The following is a 20581-nucleotide window of genomic DNA, read 5'->3' as shown; positions in this document are numbered from 1 at the left end:
CTCGACGCATACCCCGATCTTGCGGTGACGCCGGAAAACCTAGAGCTCACAATTGAGCGCTATAGCGGCGCGCGCTATTCAATCTGGATCAATGCGGAATCACCCGCATGGGATTGATGAACTGGATGCCGGCGAAATCCTTTTCATTGTCCGTCACAACGATGCAGTCATTGGCGCCGGCGACGGCGGCGACGATCATGTCGAGGCCGCTGCGAGGACGTCCGGCAGCCTTGCCGTCCGCCATCAGCCGCGCCCAGATCAGTCCGGCCTTGTCGTCGAAGGACAGGATACGACCGGCAAACAGCGCCTGCGGCCCCTCTTGCCCAGCGAACCAGGCGTCGAGGGCGTCACGCTTCTTGCCTCGCGGCTTTTCCAGAATGCCGCGCCGAATTTCGGCAACTGTCAGCGAGGCAATGAACAAATCCTCGTCTCGCTGTTCCCCCATCCAAGCCAGCAGCGACTCGGACGGTTTCGGTTTGACGATGTTGCTGATGATGTTGGTGTCGAGGAGATAGCGCGTCACAGGTCGACCTTGCGCCCCTCTTCCCGCGGGCGGGAAAGATCGAGGTCAGCGCCCACAAGAGGCGAACGGCGCAAAGCGGTCAGGATACCGCCGGGCCTGGGCGGTTCACCGGCGACGGCAGTTTTCATAGCTGCCCGAACCAGCTCTGCTTCCGGCCCCTCCTCGGCTAGACGACGAGCAAGCGAGCGGATCAACTCACGATCAGCTTCTAGCGCCATGACCTCGAAGCGAGTGAAGCCGCGCTGCGTCAGACGTGCACGGTAGTTCTGGATCGCTCTCTTCTGTGCGGCATTGCCCATGGCCGACCTCCATGCTATATCCAGATATATAGCCGATAGCGGCCTTGCAAACAAGGGATGTCAGCGATGACGCCAGACACTCGCCGATGTCTTAGTAAATGTGAATATACTGCGTGTCGTCGCCAGTATTTTTTATATGCCGTCGCACGCCACATTTCGCCAAGCGTCGCCACGGCCATCGAAGCAACACCAGCAACCGCCATTTATTCGCCTTTTATCTCAATTGCTTATGCTACCGTTCGTGGCCATCGTGAAGCCGATCTACTTGTAATCGGCTTCGAACGGCGCAACGATAGACCAAGGCAAACGCCAGCAGCTAAGAAGTGCGCTCCGGCTCGCCGAGCCGGAACTGACGCTCGTGCGCCGCGGCGATGGTCCCGACCCGCGCATGGTCGAGCTGGCTCGCTTGCTCGCCCGTCGTGCCGCGCGAGAGGTATTCGAGGAGCAAACGAAGGGACGCCGCACGACGCGCTCCTGATGTCGCAGGGGAGTACGGTGTGCAGGTTGCGATCTACGCCCGCTATTCGTCCGATAACCAGCGCGACGCTTCGATCGCCGACCAGCTTCGCATCTGCCGTCTCCACGCCGAGAAGCAGGGTTGGCGGGTAGTCGGGGAATATACCGATCACGCGATTTCTGGCGCCTCGCTCCTGCGCCCCAGTATCCAGGCTCTGATCTCCGACGCGACGCGCGGGCGCTTCCGCTATGTGCTGGCGGAGGCGATGGATCGCCTGTTGCGCGATCCAGGAAGACATCGCCGGCTTCTACAAGCGGATGGCCTATTCGGACTTGAAGATCGTCACCTTGTCCGAAGGTGAAGTCACGCATCTCCATGTCGGTCTCAAGGGCACGATGAACGCCCTCTTCCTGAAGGATCTCGCCGACAAGACCCGGCGGGGTCAGCGTGGCCGTGTCGAGCTGGGCAAGTCCGGTGGCGGCAATTCCTATGGCTATGATGTGGTCAAGAAGTTCGACGCCAGCGGCGAGCCGGTGCGTGGCGACCGAACCATCAACGAGTTTCGGGCTGATGTCGTCCGCCGCATCTTCCGCGACTATGCCGCAGGCAAATCGGCCAAGCGGATCGCCTTCGAGCTGAACCAAGATAGCATCTCCGCGCCAGGCGGCGGCGATTGGGGCTTCAGCACCATCAACGGCAACCCGAAACGTGGCAACGGCATCCTCAATAACGAGATGTATGTCGGCAAGCTGGTCTGGAACCGCCAACGCTTCATCAAAGACCCGGACACCGGCAAGCGCCAGGCCCGGATGAACCCGGAGTCGGACTGGATCATTCAGGACGTGCCGGAGTTGCGCATCCTCGACGACGATCTCTGGCAGGCCGTGAAGGAGCGGCAGAAAGCCGTCAAACAGAACCGCAGCGACGACGGCGAGACCGAGAACCACTTCCGGGAACGCCGGCGCCCCAAATACCTCTTCTCGGGTCTGACCAAGTGCGGTTGCTGTGGTGGTGGCTACTCGATGATCTCGGCCGATCTGGTCGGCTGACCTCGGGCCAGACATGCAAGCTCCGACCATCTCTTTTTCGAAGAGGTGCCGGCCGGAGCATGTCGTTTGGAAACATCTGCTCAGGAACAAGCTGTTGGCCGATGCGGATAACATCATCGAGTGCCGAGCGTATCTGCGGCCAGGGAAATTCGGCACCGTCTTCAGAGACCTCCCCTTCCCTAAGCGCAGCTTCAAGCTTCGCTGCCACACCGGCAAGCGAAGCGGCGGGGGTTTTGGACAACGCCTCAAGAAGGTCCTCCGCCCGGTCGGCGGCGTCGCGTTCTGCCCGCAACGTCGCCGAGTAGCCGAATTCCTTATCGGCGGCATCCCAGCGCGCCTGATGAGCCGCAAAATCGGCTTCAGCCTTCGCGCGCGTCGCCGCGTCCTCCGGATCGAGATCGAGTACTTCCTGAAGCGCCTTGAGTGAATGCAGGGTCACGCTTTCGCCGTCTCGCGCCGGATGGTCGCGGAAGGAAGGCCAACCGTTTCGGCGAGTTTCCGCTCCAGGCGCTGCTGCTGACGGCACAGCCGTTCAGTCTGGTCGTGGGCTGCCTGAAATTTGCGCCACACCACCACCGCAGGATCGACGGATCGGTCCTTTTCCAAGTCGTTGCGGGCAAACGCTTTTGGCTGCCATCCCGCCATTGCAATTGCCTAAGGGGGATGAGAACCGCGCCGCCTTAGTATTAGCACATGGGCAGATAATGGCCCTGTTGCCTTTTTGATTAGGGTAGCGGCAGGAACTCGCGCCGGTCAGTCAGCACCATGTCGCGCAGATCGTGACCATCCATGTTTAGCAGGTCAAACGCGACCAGGTATAGCTTCCGTGGTCGTCCAATCGAGCCCTCGAATGGTGAAGATGCGGACGCCGTCTTCATCGCGCTATTTGCGATCGGTAGCCGTTGAACTTCACCATCCATATTGGTCGGCCGAGCATGGCTTGGCCAAGTCCGCTTTCAGGACGCATGATGATTACACGCCACGTCCGCTATCAGGCGCAAAGCTGCCGGTCGCGTTGTGAAAGACACCACCGCCTAGGATCAGTGAACGGCATTCGCCTAGGAGCTAACGACCCCGTCCGACGGTACTCGCCCGGTAGCTCGCCACATTAAAGACCCATCCCGCGCTTCCTGCCAAAACTCCACTCGACACCGCCGGTGTCACGGGCGATGCCGGTAATGTGCTGGCCGATGCGCTTTTCGAGAGCTGGCTGCCAAGGCACGAGCTGGAAGCCGACACCGTCGTCAAGCATGGCAAAACGGCCGGAGGCGAGATTAGCAGCTCCGGCCAGCCGGCCGCTGACATGCTCGCCAGTCTGAGCTCTTACAAAGCTCAGCCCGCGCTCGGCCGCCATCATACGGCCGACGCGGGCGACTTCGGCCTGCTCGAGCCGCTGCAGCAGGTCCCTTGACGCTCGGATACGTCCGTCGTCCAGGCGCGTGGCATGGCCCATGTCGACGAGGCTTTGGCGACGTCGATCCACAGCGTCACTGACGTCCCGACCAAACCCGACTTGTGCTAGCGGCGTCCGGTTTGCCGAAGCCAGTTCCCGGTCGAGCCAGGTCGCGCCATCGCTCGTCACCTGGTTGTCAAGGTCGAGGAAGGAGAGAGTGCGGACAGTAAAATCCCTGCCCCGGTTACGGGCGTCATAGGCAGCACCTTGTCCGGCGATGTCCTTGGGTATCTTCCAGCGGTCGGCATCGATGCGCTCGACAATACCGGCCCGCCGCAGCGCTTCGAGCCGGCGGACATGAGAGCGGACGAAGGCGTCGGGATCACCGTTGATGCGCTCGATCCGTGATCGTGCCGCGTTGAGGTGCTCGCTCGGACGGTAGACGCCGTCGAGCGCGGCTGCCAGGTCGCGGATGTTGAGATCGGCAGCGCGCGGTTCAGCCTTTATCGAAACCGGCTCAAGGGCAACGATGTGGCCGCGCCTGACCTCGTCGAGCTTGGTGTCATCTCCGGTCTCGACATAGTGGCTGCGTCCGTCGACGCCATCGATGACGACATAGAGCCCGCCCTCCAGTTCGTCCGCGGCGAGCCCCTTGGCCAGCACTCGCCCTATCACCGGGTCAGTGATCTCCTTGCCATGGGTGACATACTGACCGGGGCGACGCTCCTCGGCGACGCCATGGTCGGCGAGTGCCTGATGCATGGTCTTGATGATGTCGTTGCGCGTGCCGAGATCGCGCAGGACGTGCTCGGCATCATCGGCAATCATCCAGCGTCCGGGCTCGGTCTCCGAGGCGAGGCCGTACTGCCCCAGACGCTTTGCCCGATCGATCAGGAGATGGCGATTGGCGCGCAGCGTGTAGCTCTCGCTTGCGCCAGGTCTGAGGTCGACGATGCCCCGTTCTTCCTGCTCGGCCAGCAGCATCCGGTCGAGGCGGGTCAGCCGTTCTGCTTCCACCTCGGCTCTGAGCTTTTGGGCAATATCGATCTCGGTCTGCGGGCCGAGCTCCAGCGCCACCAGTTCGCCGGCGCGATGGCGGATGCCTTTGGCGATGTAGTCGCCGGCGATGTTGAGCACCTTGCCCTGATCGGTGACACCGCGCACCAGGACATGGGTGTGAGGGTGGCCGGTGTTGTGGTGGTCGACGGCGACCCAGTCGAGCCGGGTTCCAAGATCGCTTTCGATCTGTCGCATAAGGTCCCGGGTGAAGGAGCGCAGGTCCTCCATCTCGACGGCATCCTCGGGTGCTACGATGAAGCGGAACTGATGCCGGTCGCCGCGACAGCGCTCGACGAACGCCCTGCCCTCGTCGCTGTCGCGACCGTCCTCGGGCGCAGAATAGACGCGGCCCTTCTCGCCGTCGCGCGCCACCCCGTCGCGCTCGAGATAGCGCAGATGCGCATCGACGGCCCGGGTTGAGACGGCACGCAGCTTCGGGCCGCGCGCGCCACGTGACGAGACAAACCTGACCACCCGTGCCTTGACCATGACCCGCCGTGCCCGGAAGCGGCTGCCACCCCCTTCCCGGCTGAACCCACCACCCTCGCTGAGCAGGCCTGCGGCAATGCCGGCGCCACGGCCCCTGGTGTTAAACCGGCCGCCGCCTTTGCTCGCCGCCGAACCACTGATCCCGCTAGGGTTACCGCCGGCCTTGCGTACGGCGATCTTCACCTGCGTCGTGAACGGCAGCGAGCGTGGATTAACGCGCGTGCCGCCGCTTCGCACCCGCCCCGGTCTGACGCGGAAATCTCTGTCGTTGCGATCCACCATGGCGGCAGGATCGGAGGGGGTTTGAGGCTCCGCAAGGCGCTTCAAAAGCTCATCGCGCTCCAGGGTGCAAAGACAGGTTGTGGCGTGGAACGGGCGAATTGCACATTGTGGGGCATCGCGGATTTGCGTGCTTCGCCAGTGTTTTGTCAGCACTGCCGCCGCCCTGCACACATCTCACAGTCCTGAAAGAGTTCCGTTTTCGCAGGCGAAAACAATGTGCAGACAACACCTTGACGAGCGAAGCGAGAGGCGAGCCCAAGCTCGCTTTATCTTGCCATCTCAATCGGTCGTACGTAAGCGTCCGGTCCCTGCAGCCAGATTGAGTAGTGCATTCGCGCGACATGTCGGGCTCCTTCGTTGCATGGAGGATCTCCGGTGAATTTGAGACATTTCGAGAACAAAGCGAGACAATTCTGGTGGGTGGTTCACGTCGAGGCGTGGCAGCGCAGCGGTATGACGCGGACCGAATATTGCCGCGTGCATCGCCTTACGAAGGACACGCTCGATCGCTGGCTGAAGTACTTCGCGGGCAACGACGCGGCGCGCAAGCATGCGGAATATCAGGCGGAATTGCGCCGCCAGAAGCGCCAGGAAGCGCGAGCGAAGCGGCAGAAAAGGCGCGCTCGGCTGCGCTTTGCGGTGAGCACGGATGTGCGCAACCGTGCCGTCCAGGCGTACTGGACGATGCATGTCGAAGCGATTAACTGGAGCGGCATGGGCGTTCGCGAATATGCCGCGGCGCTGCATCTTTCGCCGACGAGCTTGCGCACATGGCGGGACCGACTGGACGAGGGCGAGGTCGAAATCGACTGGCGGATGCATCTTCATCCCTCCGTCCGCCCGGTCGTTAGCACTAGTGCTAGCGGAACGCCGCCGGAATCGAGCTTGACGGCCGCGTCGAAGGATGGTCCCGGCGCGCCCCGGCAACCTGCCCGGCGCTTCTTCAACGACACGGAAAAGCATGCCATCGCGCTGGAGACCGACCAGCCTGGTGTCAGCGTCTCGCAGGTCGCGCGAAAGCACGGGATCGTCACGGGGCTGTTGTTCCGTTGGCGCGTGCAGTTCGGCGTAGCGCAGAAGAAACGCGCGAAGCTTGCACCTGTCGCGCTGACTGACGGCACGCCAGCGGCACTTTTGTTGCGTGACCTCGTGCAGCCGCCGGATGGAATGACGGCGATCGATCTGCCTGACGGCCGGCGCGTCTTCGCGCCCGCCGGCAGCGAGCCGGCATTCTCGTGGAGATCGAGGTCGTGGGCCGCCTGGGTCACCGCGACGCTTGAGAGACTGTTGAAAGAGCTTCGCACATGACCAGCGGCGAGTGTTTTCTATATTCGTCTCGCCAGTGCCATGCTGCGCGCAAGAAGCCCGCGCCTCTGGCAGAGAGCGCGGGCCTTAGCTTAATATTCTGTCGTCGTCCCGCTGCCGGGCAATAGACAGCGAGCGACCAAGAATTGGGGTTCCTTGGGCCGGCGACCGATAGAGTATCGCCGGCCGCCATCAGATTATCTACAGCGGTCAGAATCGGCGACTTACGGTTTCGTAAACTGCCGCGTGGCCGCAAAAATCACTTGGGTGAAGAGTACTGATCACATCATAGATCGGGTCCAAGAGCCGTTTCGCTATTGGGCCGGCGTGATCATGATTGTATGCGGTCTCATGGCGATGCCGTTCTGGATGCTCTGCAGAGAGCGGCGAACGGGCTAAAGGCTGTGCGGAACTCAGGGGCGAAGTGAAGGGAGACTCTTTTCATCGGCAATCGCCTTCAGGTGCGTCTTAGGACACAAAATGCCCACCTACGTGATCGCGCACTATCCCGCCTTTCGCCAAGGTGCTCTTGTGGGCTGCGGCGGACGTGTTTCGCCACGGCCGGCGCCCTTTACCCCAAGCCCCCCGCCCAATGGGCGTCGGCCGACCTAACTGTCATCCGCCCGACAGCAGCGTCCAGTTCCCCGACGCTACCGGCGGCATTTACCGTTTGTTTAGTGTATTAGCCCACCGTCATGAACGGACATGCTAGGTATCGCGTACATGACTAAAGCCCCGGTGACCGACCCAGTTCCAGGGCTTTTTCATGCCTATTTGTCCTTGCGCACTATCGAGAACTTCGACGCGCGGGCTTCCCGGATAATCCTGACGGCTTCCTCTATGGTGATGCCAACCTTGCGGCCATAGAAGGCGGCTTCCGCTTCAAGCTCGCCTTCAATCGGGTCTTCAATCGCCTGCTTTACTTTGCGCTTTGCCTTCTTGCCCATATCCGGAATCGTAGCACATCACGGGATGCAGGTCTTCGACACTTTCTGACCGCGCACAAGCTTTTGGGGAGCGCCAGTGTATACGCGAACCCAAAGGGAAGTCTGGCCTGCTGCCGGTTTCGTGGACACCGAGATAAGGTGTTTGACGGAACTGGAGAGTGGGAATGCAAAGAAGGAAGTTCAGCCGCGAGTTCAAGCTTGAGGCAGTGAGGCTGGTGAAGGATCGGGGCGCCTCTACGTCGCTGTTGTAGGATGTCGCATGGGAGGGTAGCGCTCCTGCTGCTGGCGATAGAAATTCGGCCACCTTGGTAGATCGGTGATCGGGAAAGTCCCTCGCCATTGGTCTTTGACGAGCGTCAAGGTTCCCGTCCCCGAATCGCAAGTCGCGGTTGTTCTCATGCCGCCTTGGCAGAGATGTTGGCTGCGCCAACCGGCTGGGCAAAGCAAGGCCGAGGGTGACGTAGAGATCAGTGGAAGCTGAAAACAGCGGCCAGGGCGATCGCTGCCGCGGTTAGTGTTGTCAGGGGGCCCGCCACCTTCATCAGCTTGCCGCCACCTTCGTCGCCGCGCCTCAACCGCGCCATACCCCGCATGCTCAGGCCGATGGTCAGCACTATGACGACGACGAGCGCCATCTTGAGCTTAAACCAACCATTCAGACCATCAATGCCGCCGTACCTCAGCCAAAGCAGGAGCGGCCCAGTGATCAAGAGCAGGATGAGGCGGTGCCGGCGATGCGAGTGTAGACCGTGGCCAGCGGCCACCAAAGCGTACGCTGGTCCGGCGTCGCTGCTACCAGGCGCGGGCCGACTTGCGACATGGCTATGCCGCCGCCAATTCCCATAGCCAAAGCCATGAGGTGCACCCAAAACAAGAAATTGATGATGACAGGCATATGCGATTTCCCCCATTCACCGTTGCTTTTTGGGCGGCTCGGCCCGGCGCCCGGCGAAACCTTCGCACCAATTCCACAGCACCGCCACCGACCGTGATGTTGATTTCTCCGTGCACCTTCAACCGGCCGGTATCTTCGTCGACGCCGGTCACCTCTGCCTCATATCGAAACGCCTCGCTTGGCTTCGCCTTCGGATCTACGATCGAGTACGGGTAATGATAGCCCGGAATGCTAAGCGTCACCCGGTCCTCGACGCGTTTTCGCACCGTGGCCGTGATGGCCACCACATCGCCTATACCTATGTCCCGGCGCCATCCCCTGACTCTGGCTACATGTCGTACCTGGGGACCATCTTTGGCGACCGCAGTTCCTGCGCCATTTTTGCCGCCTGGAAGATTGTCATCAGAACGTAGGTCGTTTCACCTTCCGTCGAGTTTCTCTCAGCGAATGCGGGATCTGTGGAGCAAGCCTCAGAGCTTGCCTTTCCAGGGGATGAGGCGGTGCTCCAGCCAGCGCATCCCGCTGGTGAAGGCGAAGGCAAGGGCGGCGATGACGATGAGGCCGACGAACACGACGTCGGTCGCCAGGAAATTGGCCGCCGACATGATCATGTAGCCGAGGCCGGACTGGGCTGCGATCAGTTCGGCGGCGACCAGCGTCGACAATCCGGCGCCGATGGCAATCTTAAGGCCGGTCAGGATTTCCGGCAATGCGGACGGCAGGATGATACTGGTGAACAGTTGCAGGCGGCTGGCGCCAAGGGATAGCGCGGCATTGATGCGTTCAACGGGCACCGACCGCACACCCGCCTGCGCCGCAAAGCAGATCGGGGCGAAGGTCGACAGCGACAGGAGAACGATCTTTGAAGTCTCGCCGATGCCGAGCCATATGATCAGCAGGGGCAGGTAGGCCAGCGGCGGTAAGCCCCAGTAAAGGTCGATCGGCACGCTGAAGATGCCCTTCACCCAGCGATTGAGCCCCATGAGCAGGCCAAGCGGAATGCCCACGAAAATGCCTACACCAAGCGCCGCTGCAATGCGGCCGAGACTTGCCAACGTGTGGTCGAGCAGCGTGCCGTTGGCATAGCCGTCGGCCGCGACAGCGCTGAACTGGGTCAGCACCTCGGTCGGCGACGGCAGGAACAGTGGCGACGCCCAGCCGAATTGCGCGGCGAGGAACCACAACGCAATCAGCCCCGCCAGCGTGACCAGGCTGATGCCGAGCGTGCTTGTCGGTACCGACCGGCGCGGCCGAAGGGATGGACTTCGCTGAGCTGTCGTGGGCGGGAACGAAGTTCGGGAATTGGCGGCAAGCGTCATTGCAAGGTTCCTGTGCGGGCGGCTTCCGGCTGGTGGATGAGCGAGCGGATTTCCTGCCGCAGTTCAATGAAGCGCGGGTGGGATTGGACCGGCCCGATGTCGCCGCTTTCGGCGAAGTCGCGCACGAAGTCGGCTTCGAAGCGTGCAACGATACGGCCCGGCCGAGGCGACATCACGACGATGGTCGTGCCGAGCGTGAGGGCTTCCTCGATCGAGTGGGTGATGAACAGGATCTGCTTGCCGGTCTTGGCCCAGACCGAGGCCAGCAACTGCTGCATCGTCTCGCGCGTCAGGCTGTCGAGGGCGCCGAACGGCTCGTCCATCAAAAGGATTTTCGGATCGGTGGCCAGCGCCCGGGCGATGCCGACGCGCTGGCGCATGCCGCCTGATAGTTCGTAGGGTGGCTTTTCGGCGAAGTCGGCGAGCCCGACCAGTTCCAAAAGGTGCCTCGACCGCTCATGGCGTTCGCCGCGCGGCACGCCCCAGTACTTCAGGCCGAGCGCGACGTTGTCCAGCACATTGGCCCAGGGCAGCAGGGTGTCCTTCTGGAACACGACGCCGCGATCGCCGCCTGGCGCCACGATTTCCTGTCCGTCCAGCGTGATCGTGCCTTCGGAGAGCGGCAGGAAGCCGGCGATCGCGTTGAGCAATGTCGACTTGCCGCAGCCGGACGCGCCGACCGCGACAACGATGGAAGCGGGAGCGATATCGAGCGAGACGTGATCGAGCGCGTGCACGGCCTGGCCATCGGAAGCCGGAAAAGTGACGCTGGCATCGCGGATTCGAAGCATGGTTGCCTCCAGGCGATTTGGCTGGCGCGCCAGCCAGATCGCATTTCCCTCAGGGATTGTTAGTTCGAGGCCTTGGCCACTTCCGCATATTGCGGATCGGCGAAGTCTGCGTAGCTGTCCTTGACCGAGGTGATCTTGTGCTGGTCCTTCAGGAAGCTCGCAGTGTCCTTGAGGATTTTCGCCACCGCGCTCTTCTCGCCGCCGCCCAGCCATTTGTCGGAGACCTGTTCGTCGAGCGGCGGGACGACCGTCGTTTTCAACTGTTCCGAATTCTCGGCCGCCGTGCCGCCCTGCAATTTTGCGATTGCCTTGGCGCTCTCGGAGTCCGGGCCCCAGGCGGCGGGGTTGCTCAGATAAGCCTGGTTGTAGCCGTCGATCAGCCGGACATACTGGCCGAGGAACTCCGGATTGGCCTTGGCGAACGCGCCGGTGACGACCAGCGCGCTGAAGGTCGGCGCGCCGCGATCGGCGACCTGGCCGGCCGTGAGCAGGACCTTGCCGTTCTTCTTGAGTTCGGACAGCGCCGGATCCCAGACGAAGCCCCCGTCAATGTCGCCGCGCTTCCAGGCCGCTACGATCTCGGGCTGCGGAATGGCGATTACCTGGGTTTCTTTTTCGGAAATGCCTTCCTGCTTGAGCACGGCCAGAAGCTGGTAATGGTCGGTCGAGACCGGCGCCGCGGCGAGCTTCTTGCCGCGCAGGTCCGCCGGCGACTTGATTTCGGGCCGCACCACCAGGGCCTCGCCGTCACGCGAGACCGACGAGATGTAGAACGCCTTCACATCGATACCCTTGCTGACGGCAGCCGAGAACGGGCTCGATCCGACATCGCCGATCTGGACGTCGCCGGATGCGATAGCTGCGAAGATGTCGGCGCCGGAATTGAAGCGGCGGAATTCGATGTTCCAGCCGGTCTGTTTGGCAAGGTCGCCATTGGCGATGCCGAGATTATAGGGATTGGCACCGGTCTGGTAGGCGATGACGACTTTCTTGTCGTCGGCATGCGCCACACCGAAAGTGGCCGCCATTGCGAGCCCGAGAATGGCAGCGGAGATCATTCTTCGCATGGAGATTTATCCTTTCGAACAGAGGGCCAACCCCTCGATTGCCCGCTCCGTCGAGAGCGTGGGGTCAAAATCTACTTAATTTATAGAATTAGATAGGAATGTAGTTTCGAAAGCTCGTTGAACGATAAAAAAAATCGCTCTGAAACGAGCAAGCGTTCAGGACAGGGAGTGCAAGAAGACGCGTCGGCTCTTCAGGCCCGGTTTAGTTGGCACGCTTGGTTTTCTTTCAAATCAGATTGTAAGGCCTAGCGGGCTGCCTTGGCCCGAGCCGCAAACTCTGCATTCTGGTCAACGCTCCTACAAGGCGATGCGAAGTCCAACTTCAACGTCCAGCATGGAGCTTAGCCTGACAGCCTTGCAGGCGATCCAGACGGACCGTCAACCATCAGCCGGTTTGCCAATGCGCGACCCGCGGTCGTCATTGCCCCAGAGTGAATTTATTGAAGATCTGCCTCAAAGGCCCCGAGGCCTTGTGCAATCAGGTTGGTACCCATCACTAGCGAGACGATTGCGCCCGAGTTGAAGACAACGACCCACCATTTGCCACCGGTCAGGAAGCCATAGCCGTCGGCGATCGCAAGCCCCCAATCCGCCGAAGGCGGCTGGATGCCGAGGCCGAGGAAGCTCAACGTCGCGATCGAGAAGAAGGCGTAGCCCAGCCGGGTGACGAGTTCGATCAGGATCGTCTCCCGGATATTGGGCAGAATCTCCAGCACCATAATGGCGAAAGCGTTCTCGCCGCCCAGGCGGGCCGCGCTGACATATTCACGTTCCTTCTGCTCGCGCACTGCGGCGCGTACGGTTCTGGCCACCAAGGGCGCATAAGCGATGGCGATCACCAGGATGACGGTGAGGTTGGAGGGCCCGAGCGCCACAAGCGTCATGGTGACCAGGACGATGAACGGAAAGGCCATCAGCGTGTCAAGCAGCCTGGCACCAACCGCATCGACCAGGCCGTCGAAATAGCCGAGCACCAGTCCGATGATCGTGCCGGCGGCAACACCGCCCAGTGTCGCCAGCGGCGCCACCAGCAGGATGTCGCGCGATCCGACGACGATGCGGGATAAGACGTCGCGGCCGAGCTGGTCGGTGCCGAACCAATGCGCTGCGTCCGGCGGTGTCAACGTGGCGAGGAAATCCTCGGCATAGGGATCGAACGGCACGACCCGGTCGCCGAACAGCGCGCAAGCGATCCAAAACAGCAGGATCAGCGATCCGACGATGACGGATCGGGGAAGGCCGCGAACGGCACGGCCCAGCCGGCCGGCGACCCTTGGGACAAAGGATGCGCGCGACGGCGCCGGGAACTCCAGAAGCTCCATCATAGCGACGCCCGCCGCCGCTGCCGCGGGTCGAGCAGCGCCTGGATGAGATCGCCCGCGGCGGCGGACAGGACGAAGATCGTCGCCATGACGAGGACGCCCGCCTCGAGCATGGGGAAGTCGCGCGACTTGGCGGCGTTGAGCACGAGGTTGCCAAGACCCTGGATGCCGAACAGGGCTTCGATCACCACCAGCCCGCCGAGCATATAGCCGCTCTGCGTGGCCAACACCGCGATGGTCGGCGTCAGCGCATTGGGCAGTACATGCCGGAGGATGACCTGCGAACGGTCGAGCCCCTTCAGCGTCGCCGTGCGCGTGTAATCGGCGGCCAGGGCTTCGACCACGCCCGTCCGCGTCATGCGCGCCAGATAGCCAGTGAGGTTCAGCACGAGCGGCAGCGCAGGCAGAACCAGGTAATAGCCGCTCGCCCAAAAGCCGGCGCCATCCGGCGCGGCGCCGGTGATTGGAAACCAGTTGAGCCACAGGCCGAAGACCATGAGCAGCAACAGGCCGGACACGAAATCGGGGACGATGCCGAAGGAGACACCAGCAAGCACGATCAGCCGGTCGACCAGACGCCCCTGGTTCAGGCCGGCGACGATACCTGCTCCGACGCCCACAGGCACAAGCAACAGCAGGATGATGCCGGCAAGCGCCGCCGAGCGGCCTAGACTTTGCAGCACGAAGGGCGCGACCGGCGCCCGCATCGACAGCGACGTGCCGAAATCGCCCGTAAGCGCGGCGCTGAACCAGCGCCAGTACTTGACGAGCAATGGCTGGTCGCCGCCGAGCTGCTTGTTCAGCGCCGCGACGGCTTGAGCATCGGCGAACGGGCCGAGCATGACGCGGCCGACATCGCCGGGCAGGACCTGCCCGGCGAGGAAGACCAGCACGCTGACCAGCCACAGAGTGAGCAGGAGCGAAGCCGCGCGCATTGGCAAGTTGCGGCCGCTCAGCATCGGCTTCCGGCGCTCCGCGTGGCTTGGCGTTTTTTTGTCATGCCTGAACGAAGGTCACGCGATCGAGCAGCAGATGCGAGATCGCCGTGAAGCGCACGCCTTCGACCTTGTTGCTGGTTATGCGGCTGTACTGCGAGAAATAGGAGATGATCTCCGGCGTCTCGTCGAGCAGCAAGGTCTGGATCTTGCCGGCGGCGATGCGCTGCGCCTGAAGGTCGCGCGCCTTACCGTAGTCGACCAGCAAGGCGTCATAGTCCGCATTCGTGAAATGCGCCGCGTTCCACGCGCCGTCGCTTTTCAGCGTCGCGTTGAGGAAGATGTCGGGCGTGCCGCGATGACCGAAATCGGTGATGCCGAGGTTGGAATCGAGCCATGGCGAGCTGCCGAAAGTGGCGGAGCCGTAGTAGGCATCCTGCGGCAGGACATTGAGCTTGATGTCGATGCCGGCCTTCTTGGCGAAATTCTGGATGATCACGGCGTAATCGGGAATGTCATAGGCGCGTTCGGTGGTCAGCGTCACCTCGAAGCCATTCGGCACGCCCGCCTCGGCCAGCAGACGCTTGGCCTCGGCGATGTCCTGCTTGCGCTGCGGCACCGACGGATCGGCCGAGGGGAAGATCGGCGCGAAGGGCGTGTCGTTGCCGGCGATGGCGCGCCCTTTGAGCAGGCCCTTCACGATCGCCTCGCGGTCGAGGGTGAGCGCAAGCGCGCGGCGGACGCGCTTGTCGGTGAATGGCGCCTGGTCGGTCCGCAGATGCACGGCGTCATGCGAGCTCGCCTGCACGCTGAGCAGCTTGAAGTTGGGATTGCCCTCGATCGCCAGTTCGAGGCGCGTGGTGCTCGGGATGACGTCGAGCTGGCCGGCCTGCAGCGCCACAACCTGTGCCTGCTCGTCGTCGAAAAACTTGATCTCGACCCGGTCGGGCAGCGCCTTGTCGCCCCAGTAATCGGGATTGCGCACGAAAGTCGCGCCTTGCTTGGGCCGGAAGGATTCGAGCTTGAACGGGCCGGTCGCGATGAAGTTCTTTTCGAAATCGCCGGCATAGTCGGCCGGCAGGATCACCGCATTGTAGACGTCGGACGAGAGATAGAAGGGGAAATTGCTGTTCGACTGGTCGAGATCGAAGGCGACCGTCTCGTCGTCGACGATCTTGGCGCCGCCCTTGGACAGGATGCCCTTGTAGGCCGACAAAGCCGACGAGCCGCTGTTCGGATCGACCAGACGCTCGAAACTCGCCACCACATCCTTGGCGGTGACGGTGCGGCCATCATGGAATTTCACGCCGGGCCGCAGCGTGAACGTCCAGCGCTTTGCCGTCTCGTCGGCCTCCCACGACACGGCGAGCTTCGGCTGCAGCCCATCCTTGGGATCGTCGAGGATCAGATATTCGCCGACCTGGCTGAGGACGCCGATGCTGGCCGGGTCGGTAATCGTCACCGGATCGATCGCCTTGGTCGGCTGGCCAAGCCCGACGCGGACGGTGCCACCAGCGGCAGCAGCGCGCGCGGTGCCGGAAAAGCCCAGGCCCTGCGAAGCAGCGAAGCCGGTCAGGCCGATCAAGGCTGCATATTTCAAAAGGTCGCGGCGCTTGAGATAGCCCTTGGCGCATTCGTCGACAGCGACGTTCCAGATGTCGCCGGACAGGTTGCGAAGTGCGTCGATTTCGTTGCGTTTGGTCATTTTTGCCTCCGTGAAAATTGTGGTTTGAAATGAGGTGGAGAACGACAGACCGGGGTCAGACCGACTGGCCGTCGAGATGGATGCGGTCGACCGCTTGCGGATAGAAGGCGATCAGCCCCTTGATCTTCGGCATCTCGGCAATCGGATCGCGGTAGCTCCAGGCGATGTCCTCGCGCAGCGAGCCGTCCTTGAGCAGGCCGGACCAATAGGAAGCGATGCCCTTGTAGGGACATCGCGTCGTGGAACTTGAAGGTCGAAGCCGATCGAGCCGGACATCTTCCGGATTGAGATAAAAGCGCGTCGGCAGATGGGTTTCGAACAGCAGCACCGGGCGATGGCTGTCGGCGATCGGCTCGCCGTCGAACCAGATCTCGACACGGCTGGAACTCTGCAGCACGTCGATGCGCGCATAGGGGTCGCGGGCATGGACGAAGACCTCTTCCTCCTCCTCGAACCATTGGTCGACGAGGTTCCAGGTGAAAGCGACGCGGCCGGCGAGCGGCGCCAGGCTTTCGTCCGGCGGTGCCGTGAACGACCAGGCAGCATCGGCGGCGCGCCTGTCGCCCGCTTCGATATCCCAGTATTTCGTTTCACCGCCAACGGCATGCTGCTGGCCCTGCTTCGACGGCTTGAGCGTTGACTGGTCGACCGCGGACAGCGGGAAGAAATAGATCGGCAGGAAATGGTTGGAGCGCAGCACCAGGACGTTGCGGCTGTCGGCGACGACGCGGCCGCCGAACTTGACGCGGATGCGCTTGGGGCTGTGCAGGACGTTGATCAGTTGCGGCGCGGTCGCCTCGCGCGGCTGCAATCTCGGTGCGGCGGTCATGGCGGCTCTCCTCAGGACACGGCGCGCTGATTGGCGCACTGCTCGGCGAAACGGTTGGCGGGGCGGGCGAGGCCGAAGCGGTCGCGCAGCGTTCCGGGCGCGTATTCGGTCGGGAAGACGCCGCGCCGCTGCAATTCGGGCACGACCTGTTCGGCGAAGTTCACCCAGTCCTCGGGCAGCAGCGGGAACATCAGGTTGAAGCCATCGGCGGCGCCCGCCTCGAACCAGTCTTGCAACTGGTCGGCGATCTGCTTCGGCGTGCCGGCGACGGTCGGCACCGAGCCGCTGTTGGCGAGTTTTCGCGCGATCTCGCGCAGGGTCAGGTTCTGCGAGGCCCAGTGCTTGACGCGGTTAAGCGAGGTGCGCCCGCCATTGAAGGTGCTTTCGTCGGGGAGCTGCGGCAGCGGGCCATCCGGCGGATAGGCCGAGAGGTCGATGCCGCTCCAGCTCGACAAGAGATCGATGCCGACGCGATCGGGGAGCAGCGTCTGCAGGTAATCCTGCCTGTCGCGTGCCTCGGCCTCCGAAGCGGCGACGATCGGCAGGATACCCGGCAGGATCTTGAAGCTTTCCGGCCGCCGGCCGTGGCGAGCCAGCCGGTCGTTGATGTCCTGACGGTATCTGATGCCGTCTTCCCTGGTGCTGTAGATGGCGAAGTGGGCGTCGGCATGGGCCGTGGCGAAGTTCTTGCCGTCCTCGGACGAGCCGGCCTGCACGATCAGCGGATGGCCCTGTGGCGGGCGCGAGACGTTGAGCGGCCCGCGCACCTTGAAATGCGCGCCGCGATGGTCGAGCACATGGACCTTGTCGGGATCGGCGAAGTAGCCGGTGTCCTTGTCGAACAGCAGAGCCTCGTCTTCCCAGCTGTCCCATAGTCCCTTGACGATATCGAGGAACTCGGCTGCGCGCTGGTAGCGGAAGGCATGCTCGATGTTGCCGTCGCGGCCGAAATTGCGCGCCTCCTCGTCCATGGCCGAGGTGACGACATTCCACGACGCTCTGCCCCCGCTGATATGGTCGAGCGAAGCGAACAGGCGGGCCACATTGTACGGCTCGCTATAAGAGCTTGAGGCGGTAGTGATGAGGCCTATATGCTTGGTCACGCCGGCAAGCGCCGACAAAAGCGTCAGCGGCTCGAGGCGGGCGTTGGCGTAATGCGCGACACCGCTCTTCACTGAATCCCAGATCGACACATGGTCGGCGACGAAGATGGTGTCGATCCTGGCGCGCTCGGCCGCCTGGACCAGCTCGCGATAGTAATCGAAGCGGAGCACTTCGCGGCCCGGCGCGCGCGGGTGCCGCCAGGACATGCGATGGTCGCCCTGCGGGTTGAAGAAGAACGCGCTCAGGATCAAGTGGTCTCGCGCCATGCCGGCCTCCATGCAAATCCGCTTGGAGAGACACGGGGCGCCGCATCGATCGGTGCGACCCGCAATCTCCAACTTGCAAAGGCTAGATTGCGCTTGGCTTTAATTCGAGTAATTTTATAGAGATAATGTACTGAGTAAGCGGAAGCGATTGCCCTTGATAAGGGCACCGACAGAAAGCGATTTCGAGGTCTGCATGTCTCCTTCGGTGCTGAATGTGGAAAAACTTTCCATCGCCTATGGCGGGAAAAGAGGATGGCAATCCGCGGTCAACGGCGTTTCGCTGCGCGTGGGACAGGGCGAAGCATTGGGGCTGGTCGGCGAGTCAGGCTCGGGCAAGAGTTCGGTGGCCTTGGCCATATTGCGCTATCTGCCGGGCAATGCGCGCGTGGCGGCCTCGGCGCTCGAGTTCCAGGGTCGCGAATTGCGCGAGCTTGCTGGCGAAGAGCTGCGCGGCCTCAGAGGCGACCGCATCGCCGCCGTCTACCAGCACCCGGGCGCCGCGCTCAGTCCCTCGATGACAATCGGGAGACAGATCGGCGAGACGATCATGCGCCATCGGCCGGTCCGTCACGAGGAAGCGCGCTGGCGCTCGGCCGAATTGCTCAAGCGCGTGCGGGTCGCCAATCCGGAGCGGGTGCTCGACCTCTATCCGCACGAGCTGTCCGGCGGCATGCAGCAGCGCGCCAACATCGCGATTGCCATTGCGCTCGACCCGGCGCTGCTGGTGATGGACGAGCCAACCACGGCGCTCGACGCCAGCGTGCAGTCGGAGGTGATCGCCATCCTCGACGACCTGCGCCGCGACCACAAAACCAGCCTCCTGCTGATCAGCCACGACATCAACCTGATCCGCCGCTCCTGCGACCGGGTGGCGGTGATGCAGTCAGGAGCCGTGGTCGAGAGCGGCAACGCCGAGGATGTCTTCGAGAACCCCGCCCATGCCTATACCAAGGCGCTGATCGCTTCGATCCCGGCGCTCAATTTCACCAAGCGCGACGGCCGTCTGGCAGAGACCAGCACGACTGTTCGCGATCGCCCTGAGACGATAGCCGCTCCTACCGATCAAAGTGACAGGCAGGTCGCCATCGCCTGCAAGGGGATAAGCCATTCCTTCGGCAGTCAGGCGGTGCTGCACAATGTCGACCTTATGATCGGCCAAGGCGAGACCTTTGGCCTGATCGGCGAATCCGGCTCGGGCAAATCGACGCTGGCGCGGATCGTCACCGGCCTGCAGACGCCGAGCCAAGGGTCGGTCGAGCTGTTCGGCAGGACCGTCGCGCCGCGCGCCGAGAGGCGGACGCCCGGCGAGCGCCGCGACGTGCAGATGGTTTTCCAGTCACCGGACCGCACCCTCAATCCCCGCCACCGGATCGGGCGGATCATCAGCCGGCCCTTGCGGCGGCTTGCCGGCCTTGGCCGAAGCAATGCGAAGAACCGTGTCGCCGACCTGCTCCGCTCTGTCCGGCTGGCCGACACGACGGCAGAGCAGAAGCCACGCTCGCTTTCCGGCGGCCAACGGCAGAGAGCGGCCATCGCGCGAGCCTTCGCCGGCGGGCCAAAAGTGGTCGTGCTGGACGAGCCCACTTCTGCACTCGACGTCTCGGTACAGGCGACGGTGCTCAACCTACTCAACGACCTGCAGCGCGACAGGGACACGACCTATCTGTTCATCAGTCACGACCTCAGGGTGGTGCGCTACATGGCCGACCGGATCGGCGTGCTCTATCGCGGCGGGCTGGTTGAGGTCGGAACTTCAGAACAGATCTTTCGCGGCCCCAACCACCCTTACACAGAGGCGCTGCTAGGGGCTGCTTCCGTGGCGTCCATCCACCCAAACCAAGTCGAACCCAAACAAGTTGGTGGCTGCACCTTCGCCAGTCGATGTCCGATTGCGGACAACGGCTGTCGAATAGCGGAGCCGCCAACCAATGAACCGACACCAGGCCACATCATCACCTGCTTCAAGCGGTAGGTTGCGCGGCTTAGGCAGGGTCAAGGCGCCCCTCGGGTTCGACGATCTGCGAGTGACTCATGCCCTCGCCAGCATCGGCTCTGGTGCGCGAGCCGATCTAGGGTTCGTCCGCCGCCTACGCGGCAAGCGGCTTTTTCAGGATTGGTTCTTTCGACAAACGTGAGCAAGTCGCTGCGGTCACAGCCGAAGTCTTCTTGACGCGAACGTCCGCTTCCAGGTGGCATGAAAGCGAGCTTCAACGGCTGAAATTGGCGCAAAGCTGCTGGTCCGTGCTGAACGCGCGGTCAGGAAGGCACGCGCGCCAGAAGTCGATGCATTTACGAGGCCTCACAGCCAAAAAAAAAGCCGTATCCACCGTCGAGCAGGAATGAGTTCTTCATACGTTCTCAAACGTCGGACAGATTCACCACTTTCGTGTATTGTAGGAGATGAAGGGCGGTCGGAAGTCCGCCTCGGAGAGCTAGAATGCGACTCGGAGATTTCGCGGTCACCCGAAAGGGAGGAGGAGATTATGAAATACCTCGTAAATTGGAACGAGCGGCCACAGGGATCGGCGATTGAATACGAGAACGT

At 62.6% G+C, this 20581-nt stretch carries 20 protein-coding genes and 1 pseudogene; 6 read left to right on the top strand and 15 right to left on the bottom strand.

Going from position 1 to position 20581, the window contains the following annotated elements; all coding sequences use genetic code 11:
- Positions 1–88: 88 nt before the first annotated feature.
- Both ACWGS9_RS20900 and ACWGS9_RS20895 read right to left on the bottom strand, forming a co-directional pair.
- Complete coding sequence (locus tag ACWGS9_RS20900; protein ID WP_454507021.1) at positions 89–523, bottom strand: PIN domain-containing protein; 435 nt, start codon at positions 521–523, stop codon at positions 89–91.
- Positions 520–822 carry a hypothetical protein gene (locus tag ACWGS9_RS20895; RefSeq protein ID WP_454507020.1) on the bottom strand — a complete coding sequence of 101 codons (303 nt, stop codon included), beginning with the start codon at positions 820–822 and terminating at the stop codon, positions 520–522. The genes ACWGS9_RS20900 and ACWGS9_RS20895 overlap by 4 nt, the downstream gene beginning before the upstream one ends.
- 497 nt (positions 823–1319) lie before the next feature.
- Here ACWGS9_RS20895 and ACWGS9_RS20890 point away from each other — a divergent pair, with 497 nt between their 5' ends.
- The 3 genes from ACWGS9_RS20890 (at position 1320) to ACWGS9_RS20880 (ending at position 2755) form a co-directional block, all read left to right on the top strand.
- Entirely contained in the window at positions 1320–1640 is a 321-nt protein-coding gene (locus ACWGS9_RS20890; RefSeq protein WP_454507019.1) for a recombinase family protein, read from the top strand.
- Entirely contained in the window at positions 1612–2328 is a 717-nt protein-coding gene (locus ACWGS9_RS20885) for a recombinase family protein (RefSeq protein ID WP_454507018.1), read from the top strand. The genes ACWGS9_RS20890 and ACWGS9_RS20885 overlap by 29 nt, the downstream gene beginning before the upstream one ends.
- Positions 2329–2422: 94 nt before the next feature.
- A complete protein-coding gene (locus ACWGS9_RS20880) occupies positions 2423–2755 on the top strand; it encodes a hypothetical protein (protein ID WP_454507017.1) in 333 nt (110 codons plus the stop codon).
- An 8-nt stretch (positions 2756–2763) separates the two neighbouring features.
- On the opposite strand, the gene ACWGS9_RS20875 is transcribed toward ACWGS9_RS20880, so the two are convergent.
- Positions 2764–2973, bottom strand: a complete 210-nt coding sequence (locus tag ACWGS9_RS20875) for a hypothetical protein (protein WP_454507016.1) — start codon at positions 2971–2973, stop codon at positions 2764–2766.
- Positions 2974–3436: 463 nt separating this feature from the next.
- A complete protein-coding gene (locus tag ACWGS9_RS20870) occupies positions 3437–5551 on the bottom strand; it encodes a DUF3363 domain-containing protein (protein WP_454507015.1) in 2115 nt (704 codons plus the stop codon).
- Positions 5552–5926: 375 nt separating this feature from the next.
- Between ACWGS9_RS20870 and tnpA the strand changes: the two genes are divergently transcribed.
- Positions 5927–6859 (top strand): IS66 family insertion sequence element accessory protein TnpA, encoded by a 933-nt coding sequence (gene tnpA, locus ACWGS9_RS20865; RefSeq protein ID WP_454507014.1) that lies wholly within the window; start codon positions 5927–5929, stop codon positions 6857–6859.
- Positions 6860–7626: 767 nt separating this feature from the next.
- Here tnpA and ACWGS9_RS20860 read toward each other — a convergent pair.
- On the bottom strand, positions 7627–7803 hold the full coding sequence (locus ACWGS9_RS20860) for a hypothetical protein (protein WP_454507013.1): 177 nt from the start codon (positions 7801–7803) through the stop codon (positions 7627–7629).
- A 164-nt stretch (positions 7804–7967) separates the two neighbouring features.
- On the opposite strand from ACWGS9_RS20860, the pseudogene ACWGS9_RS20855 reads away from it, so the two are divergent.
- Positions 7968–8045: pseudogene (locus ACWGS9_RS20855) on the top strand (transposase); the annotation flags it as partial.
- Between the two features lie 225 nt (positions 8046–8270).
- Here the strand turns inward: ACWGS9_RS20855 and ACWGS9_RS20850 are convergent.
- From ACWGS9_RS20850 to ACWGS9_RS20805, 10 genes are all read right to left on the bottom strand, one after another.
- A complete protein-coding gene (locus tag ACWGS9_RS20850) occupies positions 8271–8438 on the bottom strand; it encodes a hypothetical protein (protein ID WP_454507012.1) in 168 nt (55 codons plus the stop codon).
- Between the two features lie 187 nt (positions 8439–8625).
- On the bottom strand, positions 8626–8982 hold the full coding sequence (locus ACWGS9_RS20845; RefSeq protein ID WP_454507011.1) for a hypothetical protein: 357 nt from the start codon (positions 8980–8982) through the stop codon (positions 8626–8628).
- Positions 8983–9168: 186 nt separating this feature from the next.
- Positions 9169–10017 carry an ABC transporter permease subunit gene (locus ACWGS9_RS20840; RefSeq protein ID WP_454507010.1) on the bottom strand — a complete coding sequence of 283 codons (849 nt, stop codon included), beginning with the start codon at positions 10015–10017 and terminating at the stop codon, positions 9169–9171.
- Positions 10014–10808, bottom strand: a complete 795-nt coding sequence (locus ACWGS9_RS20835) for a taurine ABC transporter ATP-binding protein (protein WP_454507009.1) — start codon at positions 10806–10808, stop codon at positions 10014–10016. The genes ACWGS9_RS20840 and ACWGS9_RS20835 overlap by 4 nt, the downstream gene beginning before the upstream one ends.
- A 59-nt stretch (positions 10809–10867) precedes the next feature.
- Positions 10868–11881 (bottom strand): taurine ABC transporter substrate-binding protein, encoded by a 1014-nt coding sequence (tauA, locus tag ACWGS9_RS20830; RefSeq protein WP_454507093.1) that lies wholly within the window; start codon positions 11879–11881, stop codon positions 10868–10870.
- A gap of 431 nt (positions 11882–12312) precedes the next feature.
- Complete coding sequence (locus ACWGS9_RS20825) at positions 12313–13200, bottom strand: ABC transporter permease (RefSeq protein ID WP_454507008.1); 888 nt, start codon at positions 13198–13200, stop codon at positions 12313–12315.
- Positions 13197–14132 (bottom strand): ABC transporter permease, encoded by a 936-nt coding sequence (locus tag ACWGS9_RS20820; RefSeq protein ID WP_454507007.1) that lies wholly within the window; start codon positions 14130–14132, stop codon positions 13197–13199. Before ACWGS9_RS20820 ends, ACWGS9_RS20825 begins: the two co-directional genes overlap by 4 nt.
- Before the next feature lie 61 nt (positions 14133–14193).
- The gene (locus ACWGS9_RS20815) at positions 14194–15837 is read right to left on the bottom strand and encodes an ABC transporter substrate-binding protein (RefSeq protein WP_454507006.1); all 1644 of its coding nucleotides are present in this window, start codon (positions 15835–15837) and stop codon (positions 14194–14196) included.
- A 55-nt stretch (positions 15838–15892) separates the two neighbouring features.
- Positions 15893–16666, bottom strand: coding sequence for a DUF427 domain-containing protein (locus tag ACWGS9_RS20810; RefSeq protein ID WP_454507005.1), 774 nt, complete (start codon positions 16664–16666; stop codon positions 15893–15895).
- Positions 16667–16677: 11 nt separating this feature from the next.
- Positions 16678–18036 (bottom strand): LLM class flavin-dependent oxidoreductase, encoded by a 1359-nt coding sequence (locus ACWGS9_RS20805; RefSeq protein ID WP_454507004.1) that lies wholly within the window; start codon positions 18034–18036, stop codon positions 16678–16680.
- Positions 18037–18229: 193 nt separating this feature from the next.
- Here ACWGS9_RS20805 and ACWGS9_RS20800 point away from each other — a divergent pair, with 193 nt between their 5' ends.
- Positions 18230–20008, top strand: a complete 1779-nt coding sequence (locus ACWGS9_RS20800; protein ID WP_454507003.1) for a dipeptide ABC transporter ATP-binding protein — start codon at positions 18230–18232, stop codon at positions 20006–20008.
- Positions 20009–20581 lie beyond the last annotated feature (573 nt).

This window comes from Mesorhizobium sp. Arg314 (assembly GCF_053714275.1).
The sequence above is the reverse complement of the archived record's forward strand: the minus strand, read 5'-3'. Positions and strand labels throughout refer to the sequence as shown.